At 68.4% G+C, this 18693-nt stretch carries 19 protein-coding genes; 8 read left to right on the forward strand and 11 right to left on the reverse strand.

Annotated features, from left to right (window positions below):
• Window positions 1-6: 6 nt before the first annotated feature.
• Genes PUN71_RS01095 through PUN71_RS01110 form a run of 4 tightly spaced genes read right to left on the reverse strand, consistent with a single transcriptional unit; the run spans window position 7 to window position 3673 of the window.
• Window positions 7-1482, reverse strand: coding sequence for a TrkH family potassium uptake protein (locus tag PUN71_RS01095; RefSeq protein WP_277797027.1), 1476 nt, complete (start codon window positions 1480-1482; stop codon window positions 7-9).
• A gap of 57 nt (window positions 1483-1539) precedes the next feature.
• Entirely contained in the window at window positions 1540-2652 is a 1113-nt protein-coding gene (locus tag PUN71_RS01100; protein WP_277797028.1) for an FAD-dependent monooxygenase, read from the reverse strand.
• A gap of 30 nt (window positions 2653-2682) precedes the next feature.
• Complete coding sequence (locus PUN71_RS01105; protein WP_277797029.1) at window positions 2683-3429, reverse strand: ABC transporter permease; 747 nt, start codon at window positions 3427-3429, stop codon at window positions 2683-2685.
• Window positions 3430-3472: 43 nt separating this feature from the next.
• Window positions 3473-3673 carry a DUF2795 domain-containing protein gene (locus tag PUN71_RS01110; RefSeq protein WP_277797030.1) on the reverse strand — a complete coding sequence of 67 codons (201 nt, stop codon included), beginning with the start codon at window positions 3671-3673 and terminating at the stop codon, window positions 3473-3475.
• 168 nt (window positions 3674-3841) lie between these two features.
• On the opposite strand from PUN71_RS01110, the gene PUN71_RS01115 reads away from it, so the two are divergent.
• Together PUN71_RS01115 and PUN71_RS01120 are read left to right on the forward strand one after the other, a co-directional pair.
• Window positions 3842-6412 (forward strand): DUF4118 domain-containing protein, encoded by a 2571-nt coding sequence (locus PUN71_RS01115; protein WP_277797031.1) that lies wholly within the window; start codon window positions 3842-3844, stop codon window positions 6410-6412.
• Entirely contained in the window at window positions 6409-7092 is a 684-nt protein-coding gene (locus tag PUN71_RS01120; protein WP_277797032.1) for a response regulator, read from the forward strand. Before PUN71_RS01115 ends, PUN71_RS01120 begins: the two co-directional genes overlap by 4 nt.
• A gap of 42 nt (window positions 7093-7134) precedes the next feature.
• Here the strand turns inward: PUN71_RS01120 and PUN71_RS01125 are convergent, their stop codons facing one another.
• Complete coding sequence (locus PUN71_RS01125) at window positions 7135-7887, reverse strand: DUF4386 family protein (RefSeq protein ID WP_277797033.1); 753 nt, start codon at window positions 7885-7887, stop codon at window positions 7135-7137.
• Window positions 7888-8061: 174 nt separating this feature from the next.
• Between PUN71_RS01125 and PUN71_RS01130 the strand changes: the two genes are divergently transcribed.
• Complete coding sequence (locus tag PUN71_RS01130; protein WP_277797034.1) at window positions 8062-10038, forward strand: APC family permease; 1977 nt, start codon at window positions 8062-8064, stop codon at window positions 10036-10038.
• Here the strand turns inward: PUN71_RS01130 and PUN71_RS01135 are convergent.
• Window positions 10007-10447, reverse strand: coding sequence for a hypothetical protein (locus tag PUN71_RS01135; RefSeq protein WP_277797035.1), 441 nt, complete (start codon window positions 10445-10447; stop codon window positions 10007-10009). The two genes, PUN71_RS01130 and PUN71_RS01135, sit on opposite strands and share 32 nt — an antisense overlap.
• 168 nt (window positions 10448-10615) lie before the next feature.
• On the opposite strand from PUN71_RS01135, the gene PUN71_RS01140 reads away from it, so the two are divergent.
• Window positions 10616-11134, forward strand: a complete 519-nt coding sequence (locus PUN71_RS01140; protein ID WP_277797036.1) for a GNAT family N-acetyltransferase — start codon at window positions 10616-10618, stop codon at window positions 11132-11134.
• 3 nt (window positions 11135-11137) lie between these two features.
• Here the strand turns inward: PUN71_RS01140 and map are convergent, their stop codons facing one another.
• On the reverse strand, window positions 11138-11911 hold the full coding sequence (gene map, locus PUN71_RS01145) for a type I methionyl aminopeptidase (RefSeq protein WP_277797037.1): 774 nt from the start codon (window positions 11909-11911) through the stop codon (window positions 11138-11140).
• A gap of 147 nt (window positions 11912-12058) precedes the next feature.
• Between map and PUN71_RS01150 the strand changes: the two genes are divergently transcribed.
• From PUN71_RS01150 to PUN71_RS01165, 4 genes are read left to right on the forward strand one after another with little or no spacing between them, the layout of a single operon-like run.
• Complete coding sequence (locus tag PUN71_RS01150; RefSeq protein ID WP_277797038.1) at window positions 12059-12409, forward strand: metalloregulator ArsR/SmtB family transcription factor; 351 nt, start codon at window positions 12059-12061, stop codon at window positions 12407-12409.
• The gene (locus PUN71_RS01155) at window positions 12406-13110 is read left to right on the forward strand and encodes an aquaporin (RefSeq protein WP_277797039.1); all 705 of its coding nucleotides are present in this window, start codon (window positions 12406-12408) and stop codon (window positions 13108-13110) included. The genes PUN71_RS01150 and PUN71_RS01155 overlap by 4 nt, the downstream gene beginning before the upstream one ends.
• Window positions 13107-13517: an arsenate reductase ArsC gene (locus PUN71_RS01160; RefSeq protein WP_043452278.1), complete on the forward strand. Its 411-nt coding sequence runs from the start codon at window positions 13107-13109 to the stop codon at window positions 13515-13517. Before PUN71_RS01155 ends, PUN71_RS01160 begins: the two co-directional genes overlap by 4 nt.
• 15 nt (window positions 13518-13532) lie before the next feature.
• Window positions 13533-14894: an FAD-dependent oxidoreductase gene (locus PUN71_RS01165; protein ID WP_277797040.1), complete on the forward strand. Its 1362-nt coding sequence runs from the start codon at window positions 13533-13535 to the stop codon at window positions 14892-14894.
• 265 nt (window positions 14895-15159) lie between these two features.
• Here the strand turns inward: PUN71_RS01165 and PUN71_RS01170 are convergent, their stop codons facing one another.
• The 4 genes from PUN71_RS01170 to PUN71_RS01185 form a co-directional block, all read right to left on the reverse strand.
• Entirely contained in the window at window positions 15160-15594 is a 435-nt protein-coding gene (locus PUN71_RS01170; protein ID WP_277797041.1) for a hypothetical protein, read from the reverse strand.
• A gap of 228 nt (window positions 15595-15822) precedes the next feature.
• Window positions 15823-16653: an oxidoreductase gene (locus PUN71_RS01175; protein WP_277797042.1), complete on the reverse strand. Its 831-nt coding sequence runs from the start codon at window positions 16651-16653 to the stop codon at window positions 15823-15825.
• Between the two features lie 42 nt (window positions 16654-16695).
• Entirely contained in the window at window positions 16696-17724 is a 1029-nt protein-coding gene (locus tag PUN71_RS01180) for an aldo/keto reductase (RefSeq protein ID WP_277797043.1), read from the reverse strand.
• 10 nt (window positions 17725-17734) lie between these two features.
• The gene (locus tag PUN71_RS01185) at window positions 17735-18616 is read right to left on the reverse strand and encodes an aldo/keto reductase (RefSeq protein ID WP_277797284.1); all 882 of its coding nucleotides are present in this window, start codon (window positions 18614-18616) and stop codon (window positions 17735-17737) included.
• Between the last annotated feature and the right edge of the window lie 77 nt (window positions 18617-18693).

The following is an 18693-nucleotide window of genomic DNA, read 5'->3' on the forward strand; positions in this document are numbered from 1 at the left end:
GCCTGGCTAGCCGATGACCGGACGCTCTTCCGGGAGCTGGTACAGGCGCGGCCGCGAGGAGAGCGCGAGCGCGGAGGCCACCGTGATGGTTCCGATGCGCCCCGTGAACATCAGCGCCATCAGCACCCACTGGGCCTCCGGGGGGAGGCCCGGGGTGATGCCGGTGCTGAGGCCAACGGTGGCGAACGCCGAGATGGACTCGAAAAGGACCCTGTCCAGGGACTGGTCGGTGAAGATCAGCAGGAGGAGGGTGCCGGCGATGACCGCCGCAACGCCCAGGAGCGCCACGGACAGGGCCTGCCGCTGCGATGACGAACTGATGGAGCGGTGGGCAACCGTGACGTGTTCCCGGCCACGGACCTCATTCCAGATCGCGAAGAACAGGACCAGGAAGGTGGTGATCTTGATGCCGCCGGCGGTCCCGGCGCTGCCGCCGCCAATGAACATGAGGATATCCGTGACCAGAAGGGTCTCCGGTGCTGCGGCGCCGTAATCGATGCTGTTGAAACCTGCCGTGCGGGGGAAGACCGTTCCGGCGAGGCTGGTGAGTATTTTGCCCGTCAACGACAACGGGCCCAGGGTCTGGTCCCTGTTCCACTCGAAGCCGGCAAAGAGCAGCGCGCCGGCAGCGAGGAGGAACAGGCTGCCGTAAATGGTCAGCCGCATGTGCACGGTCCAGTCCTTCATTCTGACGCCGCCCCGCAGCAGGGAAATGAGAACCGGGAACCCCAGCCCGCCGGCAACGATCGCGGCGCAGATGGGGACGATGATCCAGGGGTCCGAGGCAACGCCGATGAGATTGTCGCTGTAGAGCGCGAACCCGGCGTTGTTGAACGCGGAAACGGCATGGAAGGCGCCGTGCCAAAGCGCGCTCAGGGGATCCTGGTTGTAGCCGAGCCAAAAGCGGCCCGTGAGGATGACGGCGGTGGCTGCCTCAAACAGGACCATAGTCCTGGCCACGGCGAAAAGCACGGCCCGAACATCGCCGAAGTTCAGCGTGTGGGTTTCGGACTGGGCAATCAACTGCCCGCGCACGCCGATGGTCTTGCGCACCAGGAGCGCCAGCAGGGTTGCCAGCGTCATGATGCCGAACCCGCCCACCTGGATGAGCCCCAGGATGACGGCCTGCCCGAAGGGAGTCCAGAACGTTGCCGTGTCCACCGTGGCCAACCCCGTCACGCAGACCGCCGACACCGAAGTGAACAGGGCTGTCAGCAGCGGTTCCGGCTGGACGTTGGTGTGCGCGGCGGGGAGCATCAGCAGTCCGGCGCCCAGAAGGATAACGACCAGGAAGGCCAGCGGCACCAGCCGGACTGGATGCAGCAGGACGCGGCCCAGGCCAGACCCGGCGCCCCCGCCGCTGTTCCGTTGGCGGCCCGCGCGGCTCCCGCGGCTCCCGCTGGGGCCTGGAGGACGGATCCCGCCGGCCGCAGCACGCGGGCTTCCGCCCGATGGTTGCCGGGCGGTCCGGTCAGTGCTCATGTGCTTTTCCTCCACTGTGCCGGTGCTGCCCTTGCTGGTCCCATCTCCGGGCGCCCGTCAGCCCGGAAGTAGCCGGGCGATGAGGTTGCGGACTGCCAGGCCGCGTCGGGATGCCGGAACCAGCAGCCGGGCGCCGAGCCTGTAGCCGCGCTGGCGGGATGCTGCCAGCTTACGGTGCCGCGCCTCGTACCGGCGGAATGCTGTGCCGGGGTCGCCGGGAGCGGCGGCCAGTTCTTGGGCGAGTGTTGCAGCGCCGATCATGGCCAGGCTGGAGCCGTCGCCGAACAGGGAGACGCAGGAAGCAGCGTCGCCCAGCAGGGCCACCCTTCCCCGGGACCAGGAGGCCAGCCGGACCTGGCTGACAGCGTCGAAATACAGGTCCCCGGCGCTCTCCAGCTGCTGCCGCAGGTCGGGCAGCTCGGGCACCGGCCAGTCGTACCCTGCATAGGCACCGAGCACGATCCGCCGCTGCGCCCCGCTGTCGCTGAACGCCGGGCCGGGGTGCCTGGGACCACGGAAGATGAACCCGGCGCCCGCGGTTCCGCTGACGGGGTGGACCGTCAGCGAAAGGCCCGGCTGGTTGTACATGACCACGGAATCGGGGTCGGCGGCAGGTCTTCCGAGGGACAGGGTTGCGATGTAGAGGCCCAGCGGGCGGACAAACGCGTCCTCCGGCCCGAAGGCGATGCTCCGGACGGTGGAATGCAGCCCGTCGGCACCCACCACCAGGTCAAAGCGGCGCGGCGGGGCGTGTTCGAACGACACGTTAATCCCGGCTTCATCCCCGTCCAGGGCGGCAACGGAATCGCCGAAGAGGAGTTCGGCGTCGTCCCGGACAGCCTCGCAGAGTATGGCCGCGAGGTCGCTGCGGGGAACTTCCACGTCCTCCCCGCGGGGCCGGCCCAGCCGCATGGGGCCGATCCGCCGGCCCGACGGTGCCACGAACGTCAGCCCCGGCGCCCGGGTGGCCGCCGCCTGAAGCCGGGGCAGTATCCCCATGCTCCGCGCTATCCCGGTGGCGGCTCCATGCACGTCAACAGGGTTGCCGCTGGAGCGAAGGCCGGAGGCGCGTTCCACCACAGTGGGCAGGAACCCGGACCGTGCCAGCCAGAATGCCAGCGTCGGGCCCGCAATTCCGGCTCCGCAAACGAGCACCGTCGGTTGTCCCACAGGCCTCAGCGTAGTGCAGCGGCCCCGGACCTACAGCGGCTGAGGCCGGACTTTCACGGTACCGAGCGCCCGGATCAGGGCTACGGCCGTGATGGACCCGGCGGCCATGATGGAGGCCAGCACCACCACCTGGAACCGCCCTGCTTCCAGGGGTGAGGCGCCGCCGAAGATCGCACCCACGAACGCGCCGGGCAGGGTGACCAGGCCCGTGGTCTTGGTCTGGTCCGTGGACGGAATCAACGCCGCATGCACAGCCTGCCGTGCCTGGATCACCGTGGCCTGGCGGGGCGTGGCACCCAGCGCCAGCCAGCCCTCCACCTGGTCCCACTGCTCCACCACCGCCTCGAAGAAGCGGCGGCCGGCAAGGGTGGCGATGGTCATGGAGTTGCCGATCACGATCCCGCCCACCGCCAGCACGTAGCGCGGCGTGAACTCGATGGCACCCGTTCCGAAGACGACGGCGAGGGTCACCAGGATCCCGGCGGCCATGGTTGCTGCCACCAGGGCCAAGCGGCGCCAGGACCAGGTGAGGCGCCGGGTGGCCGTCACGGATGCCACGCTGAACATGACCAGCAGGGCCGCGCCCACCCAGAGCGGGCTGGTGATGACGCCGCCCAGCACCAGGCTGATGGCGGCCAGCTGGGCGGCGCCTCGGAGGATCGCCAGGGCAGGGGACAGGTGCGACGGCGTACGCGAGCCCCACAGCAGGCCCACCGTGAGAGCCGCCAGGACAGCGACGGCCACCAGGGTGGGCAGCAGGACGGCGGGGGCGGGCATGCCGCCAGCTTAGCTGCGCGGGCATCCGGCCCGCGGAATGCGCCTAGGAGTTGCTGTCGGAGATGGCCGAACTCACCGCGGTGGGGCTGTCGTATTCGCGGTCCGGGAGGGCTTCCAGGGCCTCGATCACGTTGCTGTCGGCGCCGGCGTCCTTGGCCCGGGACAGCAGGTCGTCCCGTTTGGCGGGGTAGTCGATGCCGCCCAGGAACTTCTGGATCTGGATGGGGTTGGGAGTGTCTGCCATGGTTCCGGTTTCCCTTCGAGGTTGGCTGTGTTCTCCGGAGTCCACCACGGCCGGGCCGCGGTGGGTTTCATCGTAGCCCCGCGCGCTGACAGCGGGAATGGCCGCTGGTGGCCGCCCGCTGGATGCAGTGAGTTGGTCACGGCGGCCACACGGGATAAGACTGTGGATATGGCACGGGGAACCCTTCGGATCTTCCTGGGTGCGGCGGCAGGAGCCGGCACCACGTATTCCATGCTGCGTGAAGGGCATCGCCTCGCCGCCGCCGGCAGGGACGTTGCCGTCGGCATCGCCACCCATCACGGCAGGCGCGAAACCGTGCAACTCCTTCACGGTCTCCATGCTCTGCCGCCCTGCGTCCGCGGGGACGGTGCCGGCATGCAGGTAAGCGGGTTGGATCTGGATGCCGTGCTGGCCCGCAAGCCGGAAGTGGTCCTCGTCGATGACTACGCGGCCGCCAACCTCCCGGGCAGCCGGCATGGACACCGCTGGCAGGACATCGAAGAGCTCTTGTCCGCCGGTATGGATGTGCTGACCACGCTCGCCATCCAGGACGTTGCCTCCCTGCGGGATGTCGTCACTGCGATCACCGACCACCCGGGCGGTGGATCCGTCCCGGACGCGGTGGTGCGGCGCGCGGACCACATCGAACTGGTGGACATATCGCCTGAGCTTCTGCGCCAGAGAGTGGCTGACGGACAGGTGGTACCGCGGGACAGGATCGACGCTGCCCTGGCCAACGAATTCCGCCTGGGGAACCTCATCGCCCTGCGCGAAATTGCCTTGATCTGGTTGGCGGACCGGGTGGATGAGGGCTTGGCAGGTTACCGGAAAGACCAGGGGATCACCGCAACGTGGCCGGCCCGCGAGCGGGTGGTCGTCGGACTCAGCGGAGGCCCGGAGGGGGAACTGCTCATCAGGAGGGCAGCCCGCATTCTGTCGAGGGTCAACGGCGGCGATCTGCTGGCCGTACACGTCCGCCGGGCCGAGGCAAGTGTTTCAGAGCCGGCACTGGAAGCACAGCGGCGGCTCATCAGCGGACTCGGCGGCAGCTGCCACACGGTGTCGGGTGAGGACCCCGCGACGTCCCTTTTGGAGTTTGCCCGCGGCGTCAATGCCACGCAAATCGTCATCGGGGCCTCGCCGGGGAGGCTCCGAAACAGGATTCTTGGCAACAGCGCCGGAGCCAAAGTGGTCCGGGACTCGGGCGACATCGACGTGCATATTGTGTCCCATCCGCAGGTTCGCCGCGGATTGCCCGGTCCAGGTCCAGCCACCCTCAGCCGAAGGCGCACCATGGCCGGATTCGTGCTCGCCGTGCTCCTTCCAGTCCTGGTGACGGCGGTGCTTTCCCTCAACCCCCGGCTGAACCTCGCCACCCATGCGCTCGTGCACCTGACCGGGGTGATGGCGGTAGCGGTCATCGGTGGCCTGTGGCCGGCTGTGCTGGCAGCAGTCCTGGGTTCGCTGCTGCTCAACTACTTTGAGACAGAACCGATTGGTACCTTCAACATCAGCGACGCGCAGAACATCTTCGCATTGCTGGTGTTCCTCGCCGCAGCGGTGGCTGTGTCGCTGGTGGTCGGCCTGTCTGAACGGCGCAGGCGGGAAGCGACCCGGGCCCGCGCCGAAGCGGCCACCCTGGCAGACCTTGCCCGCGGGGCACTCCTGGCGGACGATACGATCGCTGCGTTCCTCGACAGGGTCCGCGAAACCTTCCAGGTCCCGGCTGCCGGCCTCTACACCCGTCCCGGAGACGGGGAAGCGGACTGGGCACTGCAGGCCTTTTCCGGGGACACCCCGCCACCCTCCCCGGACGCGGCCACAGCTGCCACGGACAGCGTGGAACGTGCCGATTCCCGTACGGCACTGGTTCTTTCCGGCCGCACGCTCACCGCGGGTGACCGGCTCCTGCTGGCGGCACACGGAGCCCATCTCCTGCTGTTGCGCGAGCACCACGCCCTGCAGCGGAAGCTGCAAAGCACCACCAAACTGGCTGAGGGCAACAATGTCCGCACGGCCATCCTGCGGGCTGTCAGCCATGACCTGCGGACCCCCCTCGCAGGAATAAAGCTGGCCGTGACAGCCCTGCAGCGCCAAAACCGCAGGTTGCCGGAGGAGGTGCGGGGCGAAATGCTTGCCACGATTGAGTCGTACACCGAGCGCCTTGACGCCCTCATCTCCAACCTCCTGGACATGTCGCGGATATCAAGTGGTTCCGCTGCGCCCCATACGGCCCCGGTCACCTGGCGGGATGCGGTGGAAGACGCCCTCCGCGGCATCCCCACAGACAGAATCAGGGTGGACCTCGCCGCCAACATGCCGGCTGTTGATGCCGACCAGGGAATGCTGGAGCGGGTCATCGCCAACATCGTGGAAAATGCGCTGAAATATGCGCCTGCATCGGATGTCGTCATCATCGGCGTTTCGGGAGCGGCGAACGAAACGGACGACGGCGGTATGCCGCTTGGCGAGTTGCGCATTGTCGATCACGGGCAGGGCGTGCCCGCTGCCGCCGCCGCGGCGATGTTCCAGCCGTTCCAGCGGCTCCATGACGCTCCCGAGGGCCTGGGCATCGGCCTTGGCCTCGCTGTCGCCAAAGGCTTTACCGATGCAATGGGTGGCCAGCTTGAGGCGGAACCAACCCCCGGGGGCGGACTGACCATGGTGATCCGCCTTCCCTTGTCCACCGGACCCCGGATAACAGGCATTCCAAGGAAAGCAGGCACCAGCACTTCATGAGGACCGTACTGATCGTCGATGACGAGCCGCAGCTCCTGCGCGCCCTCCAGGTCAATATGGAGGCGGAGGGATACCGGGTGCTCACTGCCCTGGACGGCATGGCCGCGCTCGGGCATGCGGAAGGCAGCCATCCCGACATCATCGTCCTGGACCTTGGCTTGCCGGACATGAACGGCGTGGACGTGATCACCACGATCCGCCGCACCAGCAGTACGCCGATCATCGTCCTCTCCGCCCGTCACGGCTCCGTGGATAAGGTCAGGGCCCTGGACGCCGGCGCGGACGACTACGTCACCAAGCCGTTCGGACTGGACGAACTCCTGGCCCGGCTGCGCGCCGCGGGGCGCCGGGGCGGTACCCCGGAGACAGCGGCGGACGAGGCCCCTGTCGATGTGGGTGACTTCGAGGTGGACCTGGCCAACCGGAAGGTGGCCCGGGGCGGCGCGGCGGTCCGGCTTACCCCCAGGGAATGGGCCATCCTGGAGCTGCTGGTGCGGAATCCCGGCCGGCTGATCACGCAGCAGCAGATGCTTGCGAGGATCTGGGGCCCGGGGTACGGGAATGAGACCCATTACCTGCGCGTCTACATGGGCCAATTGCGTCGGAAGCTGGAGGCGGACCCCGCCCGTCCCCGCCACCTGCTAACCGAGGCCGGCATGGGCTACCGCTTCGAACCGTGACCACGATTCGCCCGCGAGCTTCAGACGGACCGGCAATCATTGTCATGCAGCGCGCTCTCTTTTGTAGGCCCGCAGTGAGGGCCGCCGGGCGGGAGGGGCGGGGGATCCGCCGCGGCGGGACAGCCGCAGGAGCGAGATGCCGACGACGGCGAACCAGGCCCAAAGGAGCGGCCCGTAGACGGCGTAGAGGGACGGCATGATGAAGCGCAGGGCCTCGCTGGCGAGGCCGAGGGCGCCCGTGGCAATTCCAAGCCAGCCAGCCCAGTGCGGAAGGACACCCCGGACCATGGGCAGCGAGATCAGGAGGATCCCCAGCGGTGTGAGCGCCCCGGCGAGCGAGACCGCGTTGTTCTCGGCCACGAAGGCCTCCGCAGCCGCCACGAAGGCAGGCCTCGCGGAGGGGGCCGCGGCCGCGTACTGGTCGCTTAAGTAGACCAGCGAAAGGGTTCCTTCGCTGGTCACCGGCACCGCCAGGAGCGCGGTCCACGAGGCTGCGCCGACCGCGAAGCCCAGGACCGCCAGGCTGGGACTAGCCGGGAACAGGGCCACCAGGAGGGCAACGAAGACGACCAGCCCGAACAGCGACGGGACAAGCCAGAGAAGTTGCTGGGCGATGTACGAGGCCTTGTGGTCCGCGATGAACCGCAGCGTAGCCTCCCCACCGGAAACGGGCGGCGGATCCACCACGTAGAGCGCGAGGGCGGCCACACCGGAAACGACCAACAGCAGTCCGGCAGTACCGCCGATCCGGTACAGCGGCCACCAGGCCTGGGCATTGGGCAGTTGCGCCGACATGCCTTGATGCTAGGCGCGCGCGGTGTTCACGCACTTGGGGCGAAAGTCCTCCCGGCGGCCGCAATTCCAGGCGTAAAGGATTCGTCAATAAATGCCTTTTCCGCAGGTCAGCCGTTTTCGCCGGTGCTAGCTTCGCAGTGGTCGCGGTGCACAGGGCAGCGCGGAAAGGCAGACATGACCACGTTGAGCAGGCCCCCGGCGGATCCCTCCGCGCCCCATCCGCATGGAAAAGAGGCGCTGAAGGACTGGCTGCTGTTCGGGCTGCAGGACAGCAAGGGCGCCCACCCCGGCCCCGGCGGCGTGCCCACCCAGCATGAAAAGAAGCATTCGTGGTGGCAGGTCATGTGCCTCACCGGCGTGGACTACTTCTCCACCCTGGGCTACCAACCGGCCATCGCAGCGCTGGCAGCAGGCGTCATCTCCCCGCTTGCCACCCTGGTGCTGGTGGCTGTGACGCTGCTGGGAGCACTTCCGGTCTACCGCCGGGTGGCCGGCGAGAGCCCCCGCGGCGAAGGTTCCATTGCGATGCTCGAGCGGCTGCTGCCCAAATGGGGCGGCAAGCTCCTGGTGCTGGTCCTCCTCGGGTTCGCCGCCACCGACTTCATGATCACCATGACCCTTTCGGCCGCCGACGCCACCGCCCACCTCATCCACAACCCCGTCGCCCCCGGCTGGCTCCAGGACCAGAACGTCCCCGTCACCCTCGTCCTGCTGGCCTTGCTGGCCGCCGTCTTCCTGCGGGGATTCCGGGAAGCCATCGGTGTCGCGGTCGTGCTGGTGGTCCTCTACCTGGGCCTGAACGCGATCGTGGTGGTTGCCACCCTGGCGCAGGTCGTCACCCACCCAGCGGCCATGGGGGACTGGTGGACCAATATGTGGGTCTCGCACGGAAACCCGTTCATGGCCGTGGCCATTGCGTTGCTCGTGTTCCCCAAACTGGCCCTGGGCCTGTCCGGCTTCGAGACCGGCGTTGCCGTGATGCCGCAGGTGCGGGGAGCCGGGGAGGACACCGAAGAGAACCCGGCCGGCCGTATCCGGGGTGCCCGGCGCATGCTGACCACCGCCGCGGTGATCATGAGCGGCTTCCTGCTGACCACCAGCTTCATCACCGTCGTCCTGATTCCGGAACAGGAATTCCAGCCGGGCGGCCAGGCGAACGGCCGGGCGCTGGCCTTCCTGGCCCACGAATACCTCGGCGTAGGGTTCGGCAGCCTTTATGACATCAGCACCATCGCCATCCTCTGGTTCGCCGGCGCGTCCGCCATGGCGGGCCTGCTGAACCTGGTTCCCCGGTACCTGCCGCGCTACGGCATGGCCCCAGAGTGGGCCAAGGCGGTCCGGCCCCTGGTGCTCGTCTTCACGCTGGTTGGCTTCCTGATCACCTTCATCTTCAACGCCGACGTCGACGCCCAGGGTGGCGCGTACGCCACCGGTGTGCTGGTGCTGATGACCTCCGCCGCCGTCGCCGTGACGTTGTCGGCGCGCCGGCGCGGGCAGCGGAACCTCACCAGGGGCTTTGGTGCGATTTCCGTGGTGTTCGCGTACACCACGGTGGCCAACATCTTCGAACGGCCCGAGGGCATCCGGATCGCCGCGATCTTCATCCTGGGCATCATCGTGATTTCACTGCTGTCCAGGGTCCGCCGGTCTTTCGAACTTCATGCAACCCGGGTGCACTTGGACCAGCAGGCCCTGGAATTCATGTCCAGCACCCTGGACGGGCCCATCGCCATCATCGCGCACGAACCGCTGCGGATGTCCGCGGAGGCATACCGGGACAAGCTTGAGTCAGCGGTCGAGGTCAGCCATCTTCCGCTTGCCGGCGAGGCGTTGTTCCTTGAAGTCGTCGTGGACGACTCGTCGGACTTTGAGACCGAACTGTTCGTCCGCGGGGTGAACCGGCACGGCTTTCACATCCTCGAGGTCCACGGTCCGGTGGTTCCCAACACCATCGCTTCGGTGCTGCTGCATATCAGGGACGTGACAGGGCTGATGCCCCATATCTACTTCCGCTGGACGGAGGGCAACCCCATTACCAACCTTGTCCGGTTCCTGTTCCTGGGCGAGGGCGAGATTGCGCCGGTAACCCGGGAGGTGCTCCGCGAGGCTGTCCCTGACGTCACCCAGCGTCCGTGGGTCCACGTCGGCTGAGCGGAGGCTCCGCCGTCGTCCCGGACTTGTGGACCACTGCCGCCAGGTGCGGAACAGCACCCGCAACCCGGACGGCGTCCGCCAGGCTGACCGGGCGGTCCGCGCGGAAGGCGGCCTCGGCGTCGTCCTCGCGAACGCCCGCTGCCAGCACCACGACGTGCACCATGTCGCCGTACGAGTCGTTGCACGCCAGGATGTCACCGGGAACGTTGTGGCCGGCAGGGCCGGGGGACGGCCAAGGCTGGAAGATGACCCACCACTCCTCGCCGTCCTGGTCAGGAAACACGTAGCCGGTGGCCGGTGGAAGGGCACGGCCGTTCACTCCACGGCCGCCGTAGCCCTCCACCGCCTCGGCAGCCGCGGCAAACCTGATCCTGCCGCGGTCCTCGGGTGCCTCATCCCACCGCATCTGTGCTCCTGCCTCCACACGTGCTGTCTCTGCATCCATCAAAGGCCGGTGCAGGCGCGGCGCGGACGGCCGGAACGTTTAATTGACGGATTATTTACACCCGGGCCCGGTGGTGGCCATGGCCGGGAACCGCGAGTCGGGGCTGGCCCGGCCACCATAATGAAACCCATGCAGAGCCCCGTCACGATCCGCCCCATGTGCCCGGACGACTGGGAGTCCGTGCACGCCATCTACGCCGCGGGCATCGCCACCGGTGAGGCGACGTTCGAGAGCGAGCCACCCACCTGGGAGGCGTTCGACGGCGGCCGGCTGGCCGAGCACCGGCTCATCGCCGCGGACGCCGGCCGGGTCCTGGGCTGGGCCGCGGTGTCGCGGGTTTCCTCGCGGGAGGTGTACCGGGGCGTCGTGGAGCATTCCATCTATGTGGCGCCGCAGACACACGGCCGGGGCGTGGGCCGGCTGCTTCTCAGCGCCCTGATCGATTCCACGGAGGCTGCGGGGATCTGGACCATCCAGTCCAGCATCTTCCCCGAAAACCTGGCCAGCCTTGCGCTGCACCGCAAGCTGGGCTTCCGGGTGGTGGGGACTCGGGAGCGGATCGCGCGGATCAGCCACGGGCCCAAGGCCGGGCACTGGCAGGACACCCTGCTGCTGGAACGCCGCAGCCAGGTGGCCGGGACCGAATAGGCGCTACCGGGAAGGCAGGGTCAGGATCTCGGCGCCGTCTTCGGTGATGGCGATGGTGTGCTCCGTGTGGGCCGTCCTGCAGCCAGTGGCGCTCCGAAGGGTCCAGCCGTCGTCGTCCGTCACCAGTTCCGCCGTGTCCGCCATGATCCACGGCTCCAGCGCCAGCAGCAGGCCGGGCCGCAGCTTGAAGCCGCGCCCGGGCCGTCCGCTGTTGGGCACGTGCGGGTCCTGGTGCATGGTGGAGCCGATGCCGTGGCCGCCGAACTGGGTGTTCACCGGGTACCCGGCATCGGTGAGGACGCGGCCGATGGCGTAGGAGATGTCGCCGATCTTGGCGGTCGGCCCGGCCGCGGCGATCCCGGCCGCAAGCGCCCGCTCGGTGGCCTCGATCATCGCCACGCTCTCCGCGGGCCGGGATTCCCCCACGATGAAGCTGATGGCGGCGTCCGAGGCCACCCCGTTCAAGACGACGGCGAGGTCCAGGGTCAGGAGGTCGCCGTCGGCCAGCGCGTAGTCGTGGGGGAGTCCGTGCAGCACGGCATCGTTGACACCGGTGCAGATGTAGTGCCCGAACGGGCCGCGGCCGAACGACGGCGCGTAGTCCACGTAGCAGGACTCGGCCCCGGCATCGGTGATCATCTCCTTGGTCCACTGGTCGATGTCCAGCAGGTTTGTGCCCACCGTGGCGCGGCTTTTCATCGACTGCAGGATGTCCGCCACCAGGGCCCCGGTCTCCCGTGCCCGGGCCACTTCAGCAGGGGTCAGGATCTCGATCATGGGTGGGCCCTTCATCTGTGGCAAACAAACTACAGGGGCCATCCTATGGTCCGCGCATGGTGGGGCAGCAAGGGGCGGGGGCATTTAGGGGAGGCGGAGAGGGGTTGTACGAAAGACATAGATGGATGTATATATTTACGTGTGTCTATGTCTATGGAGTTGACCCCGGTGGAGGCCGCAGCCTGCTGCGCCCCGCTGGCGCGCGAGCCGTTGTCAGAACAGGAAGCGGAGGGGATTGCCCCGCTGCTGAAGGCGCTGGCCGATCCCGTCCGGCTGCGGCTGATGTCCATGGTCGCCTCGCATGAAGGCGGCGAAGCCTGCGTCTGCGACCTCAACGATGCCTTTGACCTCTCCCAGCCCACCATCAGCCACCATTTGAAGATCCTGCACGAGGCGGGGCTGCTGGACCGGGAGAAGCGCGGCGTCTGGGTCTACTACCGGGCCCGCACCGGGGCGCTGCAGAACCTCGCGGCACTGATCGGTGGCCAGGCGTCGTGAATGTCCTGGCACGCCGCGCCGCGGCGGAGTTTGTGGGTACCGCGTTCCTGGTCATGGCGGTGGTCGGCTCGGGCGTGATGGCGTCCAGGCTGTCCCCGCACGAGGCCGGGCTGCAGCTCCTGCAGAACAGCCTCGCCACGGGTGCCGCGCTGGTGGCGCTGATTGTGGCACTCCAGCCGGTGTCGGCGTCGTTCAATCCCGTGGTGACCCTGGTGGAACGGGCGCTGGGGCTCATCGACACCCGGACCACCGGCGCCCTGGTCGGCGGGCAGGTCCTGGGCGGCCTGGTTGGCACCGTCGCGGCAAACCTGATGTTCGGGCTGGACGCGGTGACCCTTTCCACCCATGAACGCACGGGCGCCGGGCTCTGGCTGGGCGAGGTCATCGCCACCGTGGGGCTGCTGCTGGTCATTTTCGGCACCGTCCGGTCCGGCCGCGCGGACCGGGTGGCCTTCGCCGTCGGCGGGTACATCACCGCCGCGTACTGGTTCACCAGTTCCACCAGCTTCGCCAATCCCGCCGTGACCATCGCCCGGACCGTCACGGACACCTTCGCCGGCATCGCACCGCCGTCGGCCCCTGCCTTTATCCTCGCGCAGCTGCTCGGCGCCGCCGCCGGCTACGTCCTGGTCCGCATCCTCTACCCCTCCTTTACCGACGCTCCTGCTGCCCCGGCGGCCGACCGAAAGGTGCTCTCATGAGCCACAAGCCCTCCGTTTTGTTTGTCTGCGTCCACAACGCCGGCCGGTCCCAGATGGCCGCCGCCTTCCTCACCACCCTCTCCCAGGGCGCCATCGAGGTCCGCTCCGCCGGGTCACAGCCCGCGGAAAAGGTGAACCCGGCCGCCGTCGAGGCCATGGCGGAGGTGGGCATCGACATGTCGGCCGAAATCCCCAAGGTCCTCACCACCGAGGCCGTCAAGGACTCCGACGTGGTGATCACCATGGGCTGCGGCGACGAATGCCCCTACTTCCCGGGCAAGCGCTACGAGGACTGGGTCCTGGAGGACCCCGCCGGCAAGGGCGTGGACTCCGTCCGGCCCATCCGCGACGAGATCAAGACCCGCGTCGAATCCCTCATTGCCTCCCTTATCCCTGCTTCGGCCTGAAAGGTTGTTGACGCCATGACATCCAAGGAGTCCCTGCCCGTTGCCGTGATCGGAGCCGGGCCGGTGGGGCTGGCCGCCGCCGCGCACCTGCTGGAACGCGGCCTGGAACCGCTCGTCCTCGAGGCCGGCCCCACGGTGGGCTTCGCCATCCGTTCATGGGGCCACGTCCGGGTGTTCTCCACCTGGAAGTACAACCTCGACCCCGCCTCCGTCCGGCTCCTGGAACGCAACGGCTGGGAAGCGCCCCGGCCCACCGCACTGCCCTACGGCTCCCAGATCGTCTCCGACTACCTCGAGCCGCTGGCGGCCACGCCGGAGCTGAAGGACCGGATTCGGACCGGGGCGCGTGTTGTGGCCGTCGCCCGGCAGGGCATGGACAAGGGCCGCAGCAAGGGACGTGACCAGGCGCCGTTCCTCCTGCGCGTAGAGCACGACGGCGGCACGGTCACCGAGGTGCCGGCCCGCGCCGTGATCGATACGTCCGGAACCTGGACCACCCCGGCGCCGCTGGGATCGTCCGGGCTGGCCGTTCCGGGTGAGGCTGAAGCGCGTGCCGCGCGACTCGTCACCGGACCGCTCCCGGACGTTGCCGCCGGCGGGTTTGCCGGCCGCCGCACGCTGGTCATCGGCTCCGGCCACTCGGCCGCGAACATGGTGCTTGACCTGGCCCGGCTGGCCCGCGTCAACCCCGGCACCGAAGTCCTCTGGGCTATCCGCGCCGCCAGCCCGGCCCGCGCGTACGGCGGCGGGGACGCCGACCAGCTCCCCGCGCGCGGCCAGCTCGGGGCCAGGCTCCGCACCGCCGTCGACACCGGGGCCGTCCAGCTCCTCACCAACTTCCACACGGCCTCCATCGATGTGGATGGCGACGCCGTGACCGTGCACGCTGCGGACGGCCGCAGCGTTTCCGTGGACCGCGTCATTCCCGCGACCGGGTTCCGCCCGGACCTGGCCATGCTGTCAGAGCTGCGGCTGGACCTGGACCCGGCCGTCGAGGCACCCAGGGCCCTGGGCCCGCTGATCGACCCGGACTTCCACAGCTGCGGAACGGTCCCGGCCCACGGCGCCGGCATCCTGGCCCAGCCGGAGAAGGACTTCTACCTGGCCGGCATGAAGTCCTACGGCCGGGCACCCACCTTCCTCATGGCCACCGGCTACGAGCAGGTCCGCTCCATCGTCGCCGCCCTGGCCGGGGACACCGAGGCCGCGGACGCCGTGGAACTCGAGCTCCCGGAAACCGGCGTCTGCTCCACATCCGTGCCGGACGACGCGGCGGACGCTGCTGACGGCTCCTGCTGCTCCGCCCCGGTGCCCGTGACCATCGGCTTCGCCACCGGCCTGCAGCACGGCCGCACCGGTGAAACGGCGCCTGTGTAGGGATGGGCGCCGGCGGCCTGCCCGGCGGCGACGCGCAGGTTCGTTCGCGACGCGGCTGCTCATTTTCGACGCGCAGACTCATTTTCGACGCGCAAGTTCGTTCGCGACGCGCAGACTCATTTTCGACGCGGCTGCTCATTTTCGACGCGCACCTGCAGAACCGCTACCCACATGTGGGCTGCGTGATGGAATGTGCGCCGCGAAAATGCAGATGCGCGTCGCGAGGGTACGGTCGCCTAGACCCAGCCGCGCATCCCCATGGAGCTCAGGGGGCGGAGGGGTCTCCCCAGTTGATGCCGATGGAGCGGCCCCGGGCGAAATGGGCGTTCGCGATGTCGTTGACTTCGCGCAGGCTCTTCCCCGGATGGGCAAGCCGGATCCACTCGTAGTCCCACTCCTGCATGTCCCGTATACGGCCCACCTGCTTTTGGGCCCGCATCTGGGCTGTGAGGTCATCGCCGGCAAGGACCGGCCGGGGTGGGACGACGGCGGGCTGCGGCTTGGGCGGGGGTACGCGGGCCGGGCGGGGCGGGGCCTTTGCCGCGTGTACCAGGGCCACAGTCAGCGCAACCATGCCCGCAGCTATCAGCAGGACCCACCAGTATTGAATGATCAGGGCTATGCCGATCAGGATGAGGAACGGGGCACATCCGATGCCGCCGGCGCCCTTGCTGCCTGATCGCCGCCGCTTTGCTGCCATGGTGCGGTTTCCAACTTTGAGTCGCAGGTTGACGGAACATCTCCACTCTCGCACCGGGAAAGCGTCATGTCATGAGTACCGGGTACTCGATTTTGCTGGCTTATGCGGCCGCGACGCGCATGCTCATTTGTGCCGCGCACCTTCCAGATCGCTGCCCAAATATGGGCTGCGTGCGGGAATTTGCGCCGCGAAGATGCTTTTGCGCGTCGCGGGCCGCCGGCCGGCAGGTCAGTCCGTGATGTCCGTGCTGGTGCTGAGCTCCTGCCACTGGTCCAGCTCGGCCCGCTGCGCCTCGGCCACCTTGCCGAAGGCGTCGAATGCGTCGGTGCCCAGGACCAGGAGGCCCGGCGGGTTGGGGGAATCGACGACGGCCATGATCGCCCTGGCAGCCTTGTCCGGGTCCCCGGGCTGGGTGCCGTGCGCGGTGTCGTGCTCCTTGCGGCGCTTGCCGGCCGTATCCGCGTAGTCCCCGATCGCCGTCGTGGACTGAGTGAGCGAACGGCCGGCGAAGTCGGTGCGGAAGCCGCCCGGCTCAATGGCGGTGACGTTGATGCCCAGCGGCTTCAGCTCGTTGCGCAGCGACCCGGACATGCCCTCCAGTGCCGCCTTGGTGGCCGTGTAATAGCCGGAGCCGGGCGGGGTGATCCGGGCGCCGATGGACGAAATGTTCAGGATGGACCCTGACTTGTTCGCCCGCATGCCCGGGACCACCGCCTTGATCATGTCCACGGCGCCGAAGAAGTTGGTGTCGAACAGCCGGCGGATATCGGCGTCGTCCGCCTCCTCCACCGCGGCGCGGTACCCGTAGCCGGCGTTGTTCACCAGCACGTCGATCGCCCCAAACTGGTCCTCCGCTGCCTTCACCGCCGCGCTGATCTGGGCCTTGTCCGTGACGTCGAGGGGGAGTGCCAGGGCTGTGTCGGGGAAGCCGGCCGTGATGTCCTGAACCGCATCGACGTTCCGGGCGGTGACGACGGCGTTGTGCCCGGACGCGAGCACGGCTTCCGCCAGTGCCCGGCCACGTCCGGTCGAACAGCCTGTGATGAGCCACGTTGCCATGGGATGTCCTTTCGTAGGGTTGGGTGAGGTGCGGCCCGGCACTTAAGGCCGGTGCCGCCGTCGTGCCTGTGCTGTCAGTTCGTGGGCGCCGTAGCTGTTGTCCTCGGGGTTGACGGTAACGCCGGGGGCCACCAGCTGGTCGATGCGGTCCAGGACCTCGGGGGCAAGCCTGGTGTCCGCGGCGGGGAGGTAGGACTCCAGCTGCTCCATGGTGCGGGGCCCCACGATCGCGGCCGTGACGCCGGGGTGGTTGATCACGAATGCGATGGCCAGCTCGATCATCGTGACGCCTGCCCATTCGGCCACCTGGGCGAGCTCCTCCACGATGTCCAGCTTGCGCTGGTTGGCGGGCTGGGTCATGTCGAACCGGGCGCTGGGCCGGGCACTCGAGGTGGGCCGGGACGCGGAGTCCTTCCGCCACCGGCCGGACAGCCAGCCGCCGGCCAGCGGGCTGTAGGTCAGGGTGCCCATCCCGTGCCGCTGGACCGTGGGCAGGACGTCCTCCTCAATGCCGCGGGTCAGGATGGAGTACGGCGGCTGTTCGGTGACGAACCGCTCCAGGTTCCGTTCCCGGGACGCCCACTGCGCCTCCACGATCTGCGACCCGGAGTAGGACGACGAACCGATGTACCGCACCTTGCCCTGGCGGACCAGGTCGGTGAGGGCGCCGAGGGTTTCCTCCACATCGGTGTCCGGGCTGGGGCGGTGCACCTGGTAGAGGTCGATGTAGTCGGTGTTCAGCCGGCGGAGCGAGTCCTCCACCGCGCGCATGATCCAGCGGCGGGAGCCGCCGCGCTGGTTGGGGTCCTTTTCGTTCATGGGCATGAAGAACTTGGTGGCCAGGAAGACGTCATCGCGTCTGCCTGCCAGGGCTTCGCCGACGATCTCCTCCGAGGCCCCGGCGGAGTAGACGTCCGCCGTGTCCACGAAGTTGATGCCGGCGTCCAGGGCGCGGTGGATGATGCGGGTGGCGTCGGCGCGGTCGTCGTTGCCCCAGGGGCCGAACATCATCGCGCCGAGGCAGAGGGGGCTGACTTTTACCCCCGTGCGGCCGAGTGGGCGGTATTCCATTCTTCTCTCCTTAGGCTTCCGGGATGACCATGGCGAACCGCTCAGGGCGGGCGACGTCCGGGTCGGGGCCGCTGCGGGTGCCGGTGTCCAGGGCGTCGATGGCGGCCACCTGCTCCGGCGCCAGCTCGAAGTCGAAGACGTCGAAGTTCTCGGCGATGCGGGCCGGGTTGGTGGATTTGGGGATGGCGGAGCGGCCCTGCTGCAGGTGCCAGCGGAGCATCACCTGGGCCGGGGTCTTGCCATGGGCCTGCGCGACGGCGGCAATCGCCGGGTCGCGCATGACGTTCCTTCGGTTCTCGCCCCAGCCCGGGTAGAACGTGATGCCGCCGATCGGCGACCACGCCTGGGTGAGGATGCCGTGCTCAGCGTCCGCGGCCTGCACGTCACGCTGCGTGAAGTACGGGTGCAGTTCGATCTGGTTGATGGCCGGCACCACGTCCGTTTCCGCCAGCAGCCGTTCCAGGTGGTGCGGCAGAAAGTTGCTGACGCCGATGGCCCGCACCCGCCCGTCCTTCAGCAGGGTTTCCAGCGCCTTGTACGCGGCGATGGTCTTCTCGAACCGGTCCGGCGCGGGCTGGTGCAGGATGAACAGGTCCAGCTGCTCCACCCCGAGCTTGCCGGCCGCCTTGTCCCAGGCGTGCAGTGCCTCGTCGTAGCCGTAGTCGCTGACCCAGACCTTCGTCTCGATGAACACGTCGGAGCGGTCCAGGCCGGAGCGGCGGATGCCTTCGCCCACCTCGCGCTCGTTGCCGTACGCCGCGGCGGTGTCGATGTGCCGGTAGCCCACCTCGAGCGCTGTCTGGACGGCCGCCGTCGTCTCTTCCGGGGGACTTTGGAAGACGCCCAGGCCGAGCGCGGGCAGTGTGATTCCGTTGTTGAGCGTGAGTTCCATAACCATGCCCTTCACGCTATGCGGGTGTGGAGGTTTGTGGGAGGGCTTGTCAGTCCCTCCTTCGCGGCCCGGCGTCG

This window comes from Arthrobacter sp. NQ7, from assembly GCF_029581595.2.
GTDB lineage: Bacteria > Actinomycetota > Actinomycetes > Actinomycetales > Micrococcaceae > Arthrobacter > Arthrobacter phenanthrenivorans_B.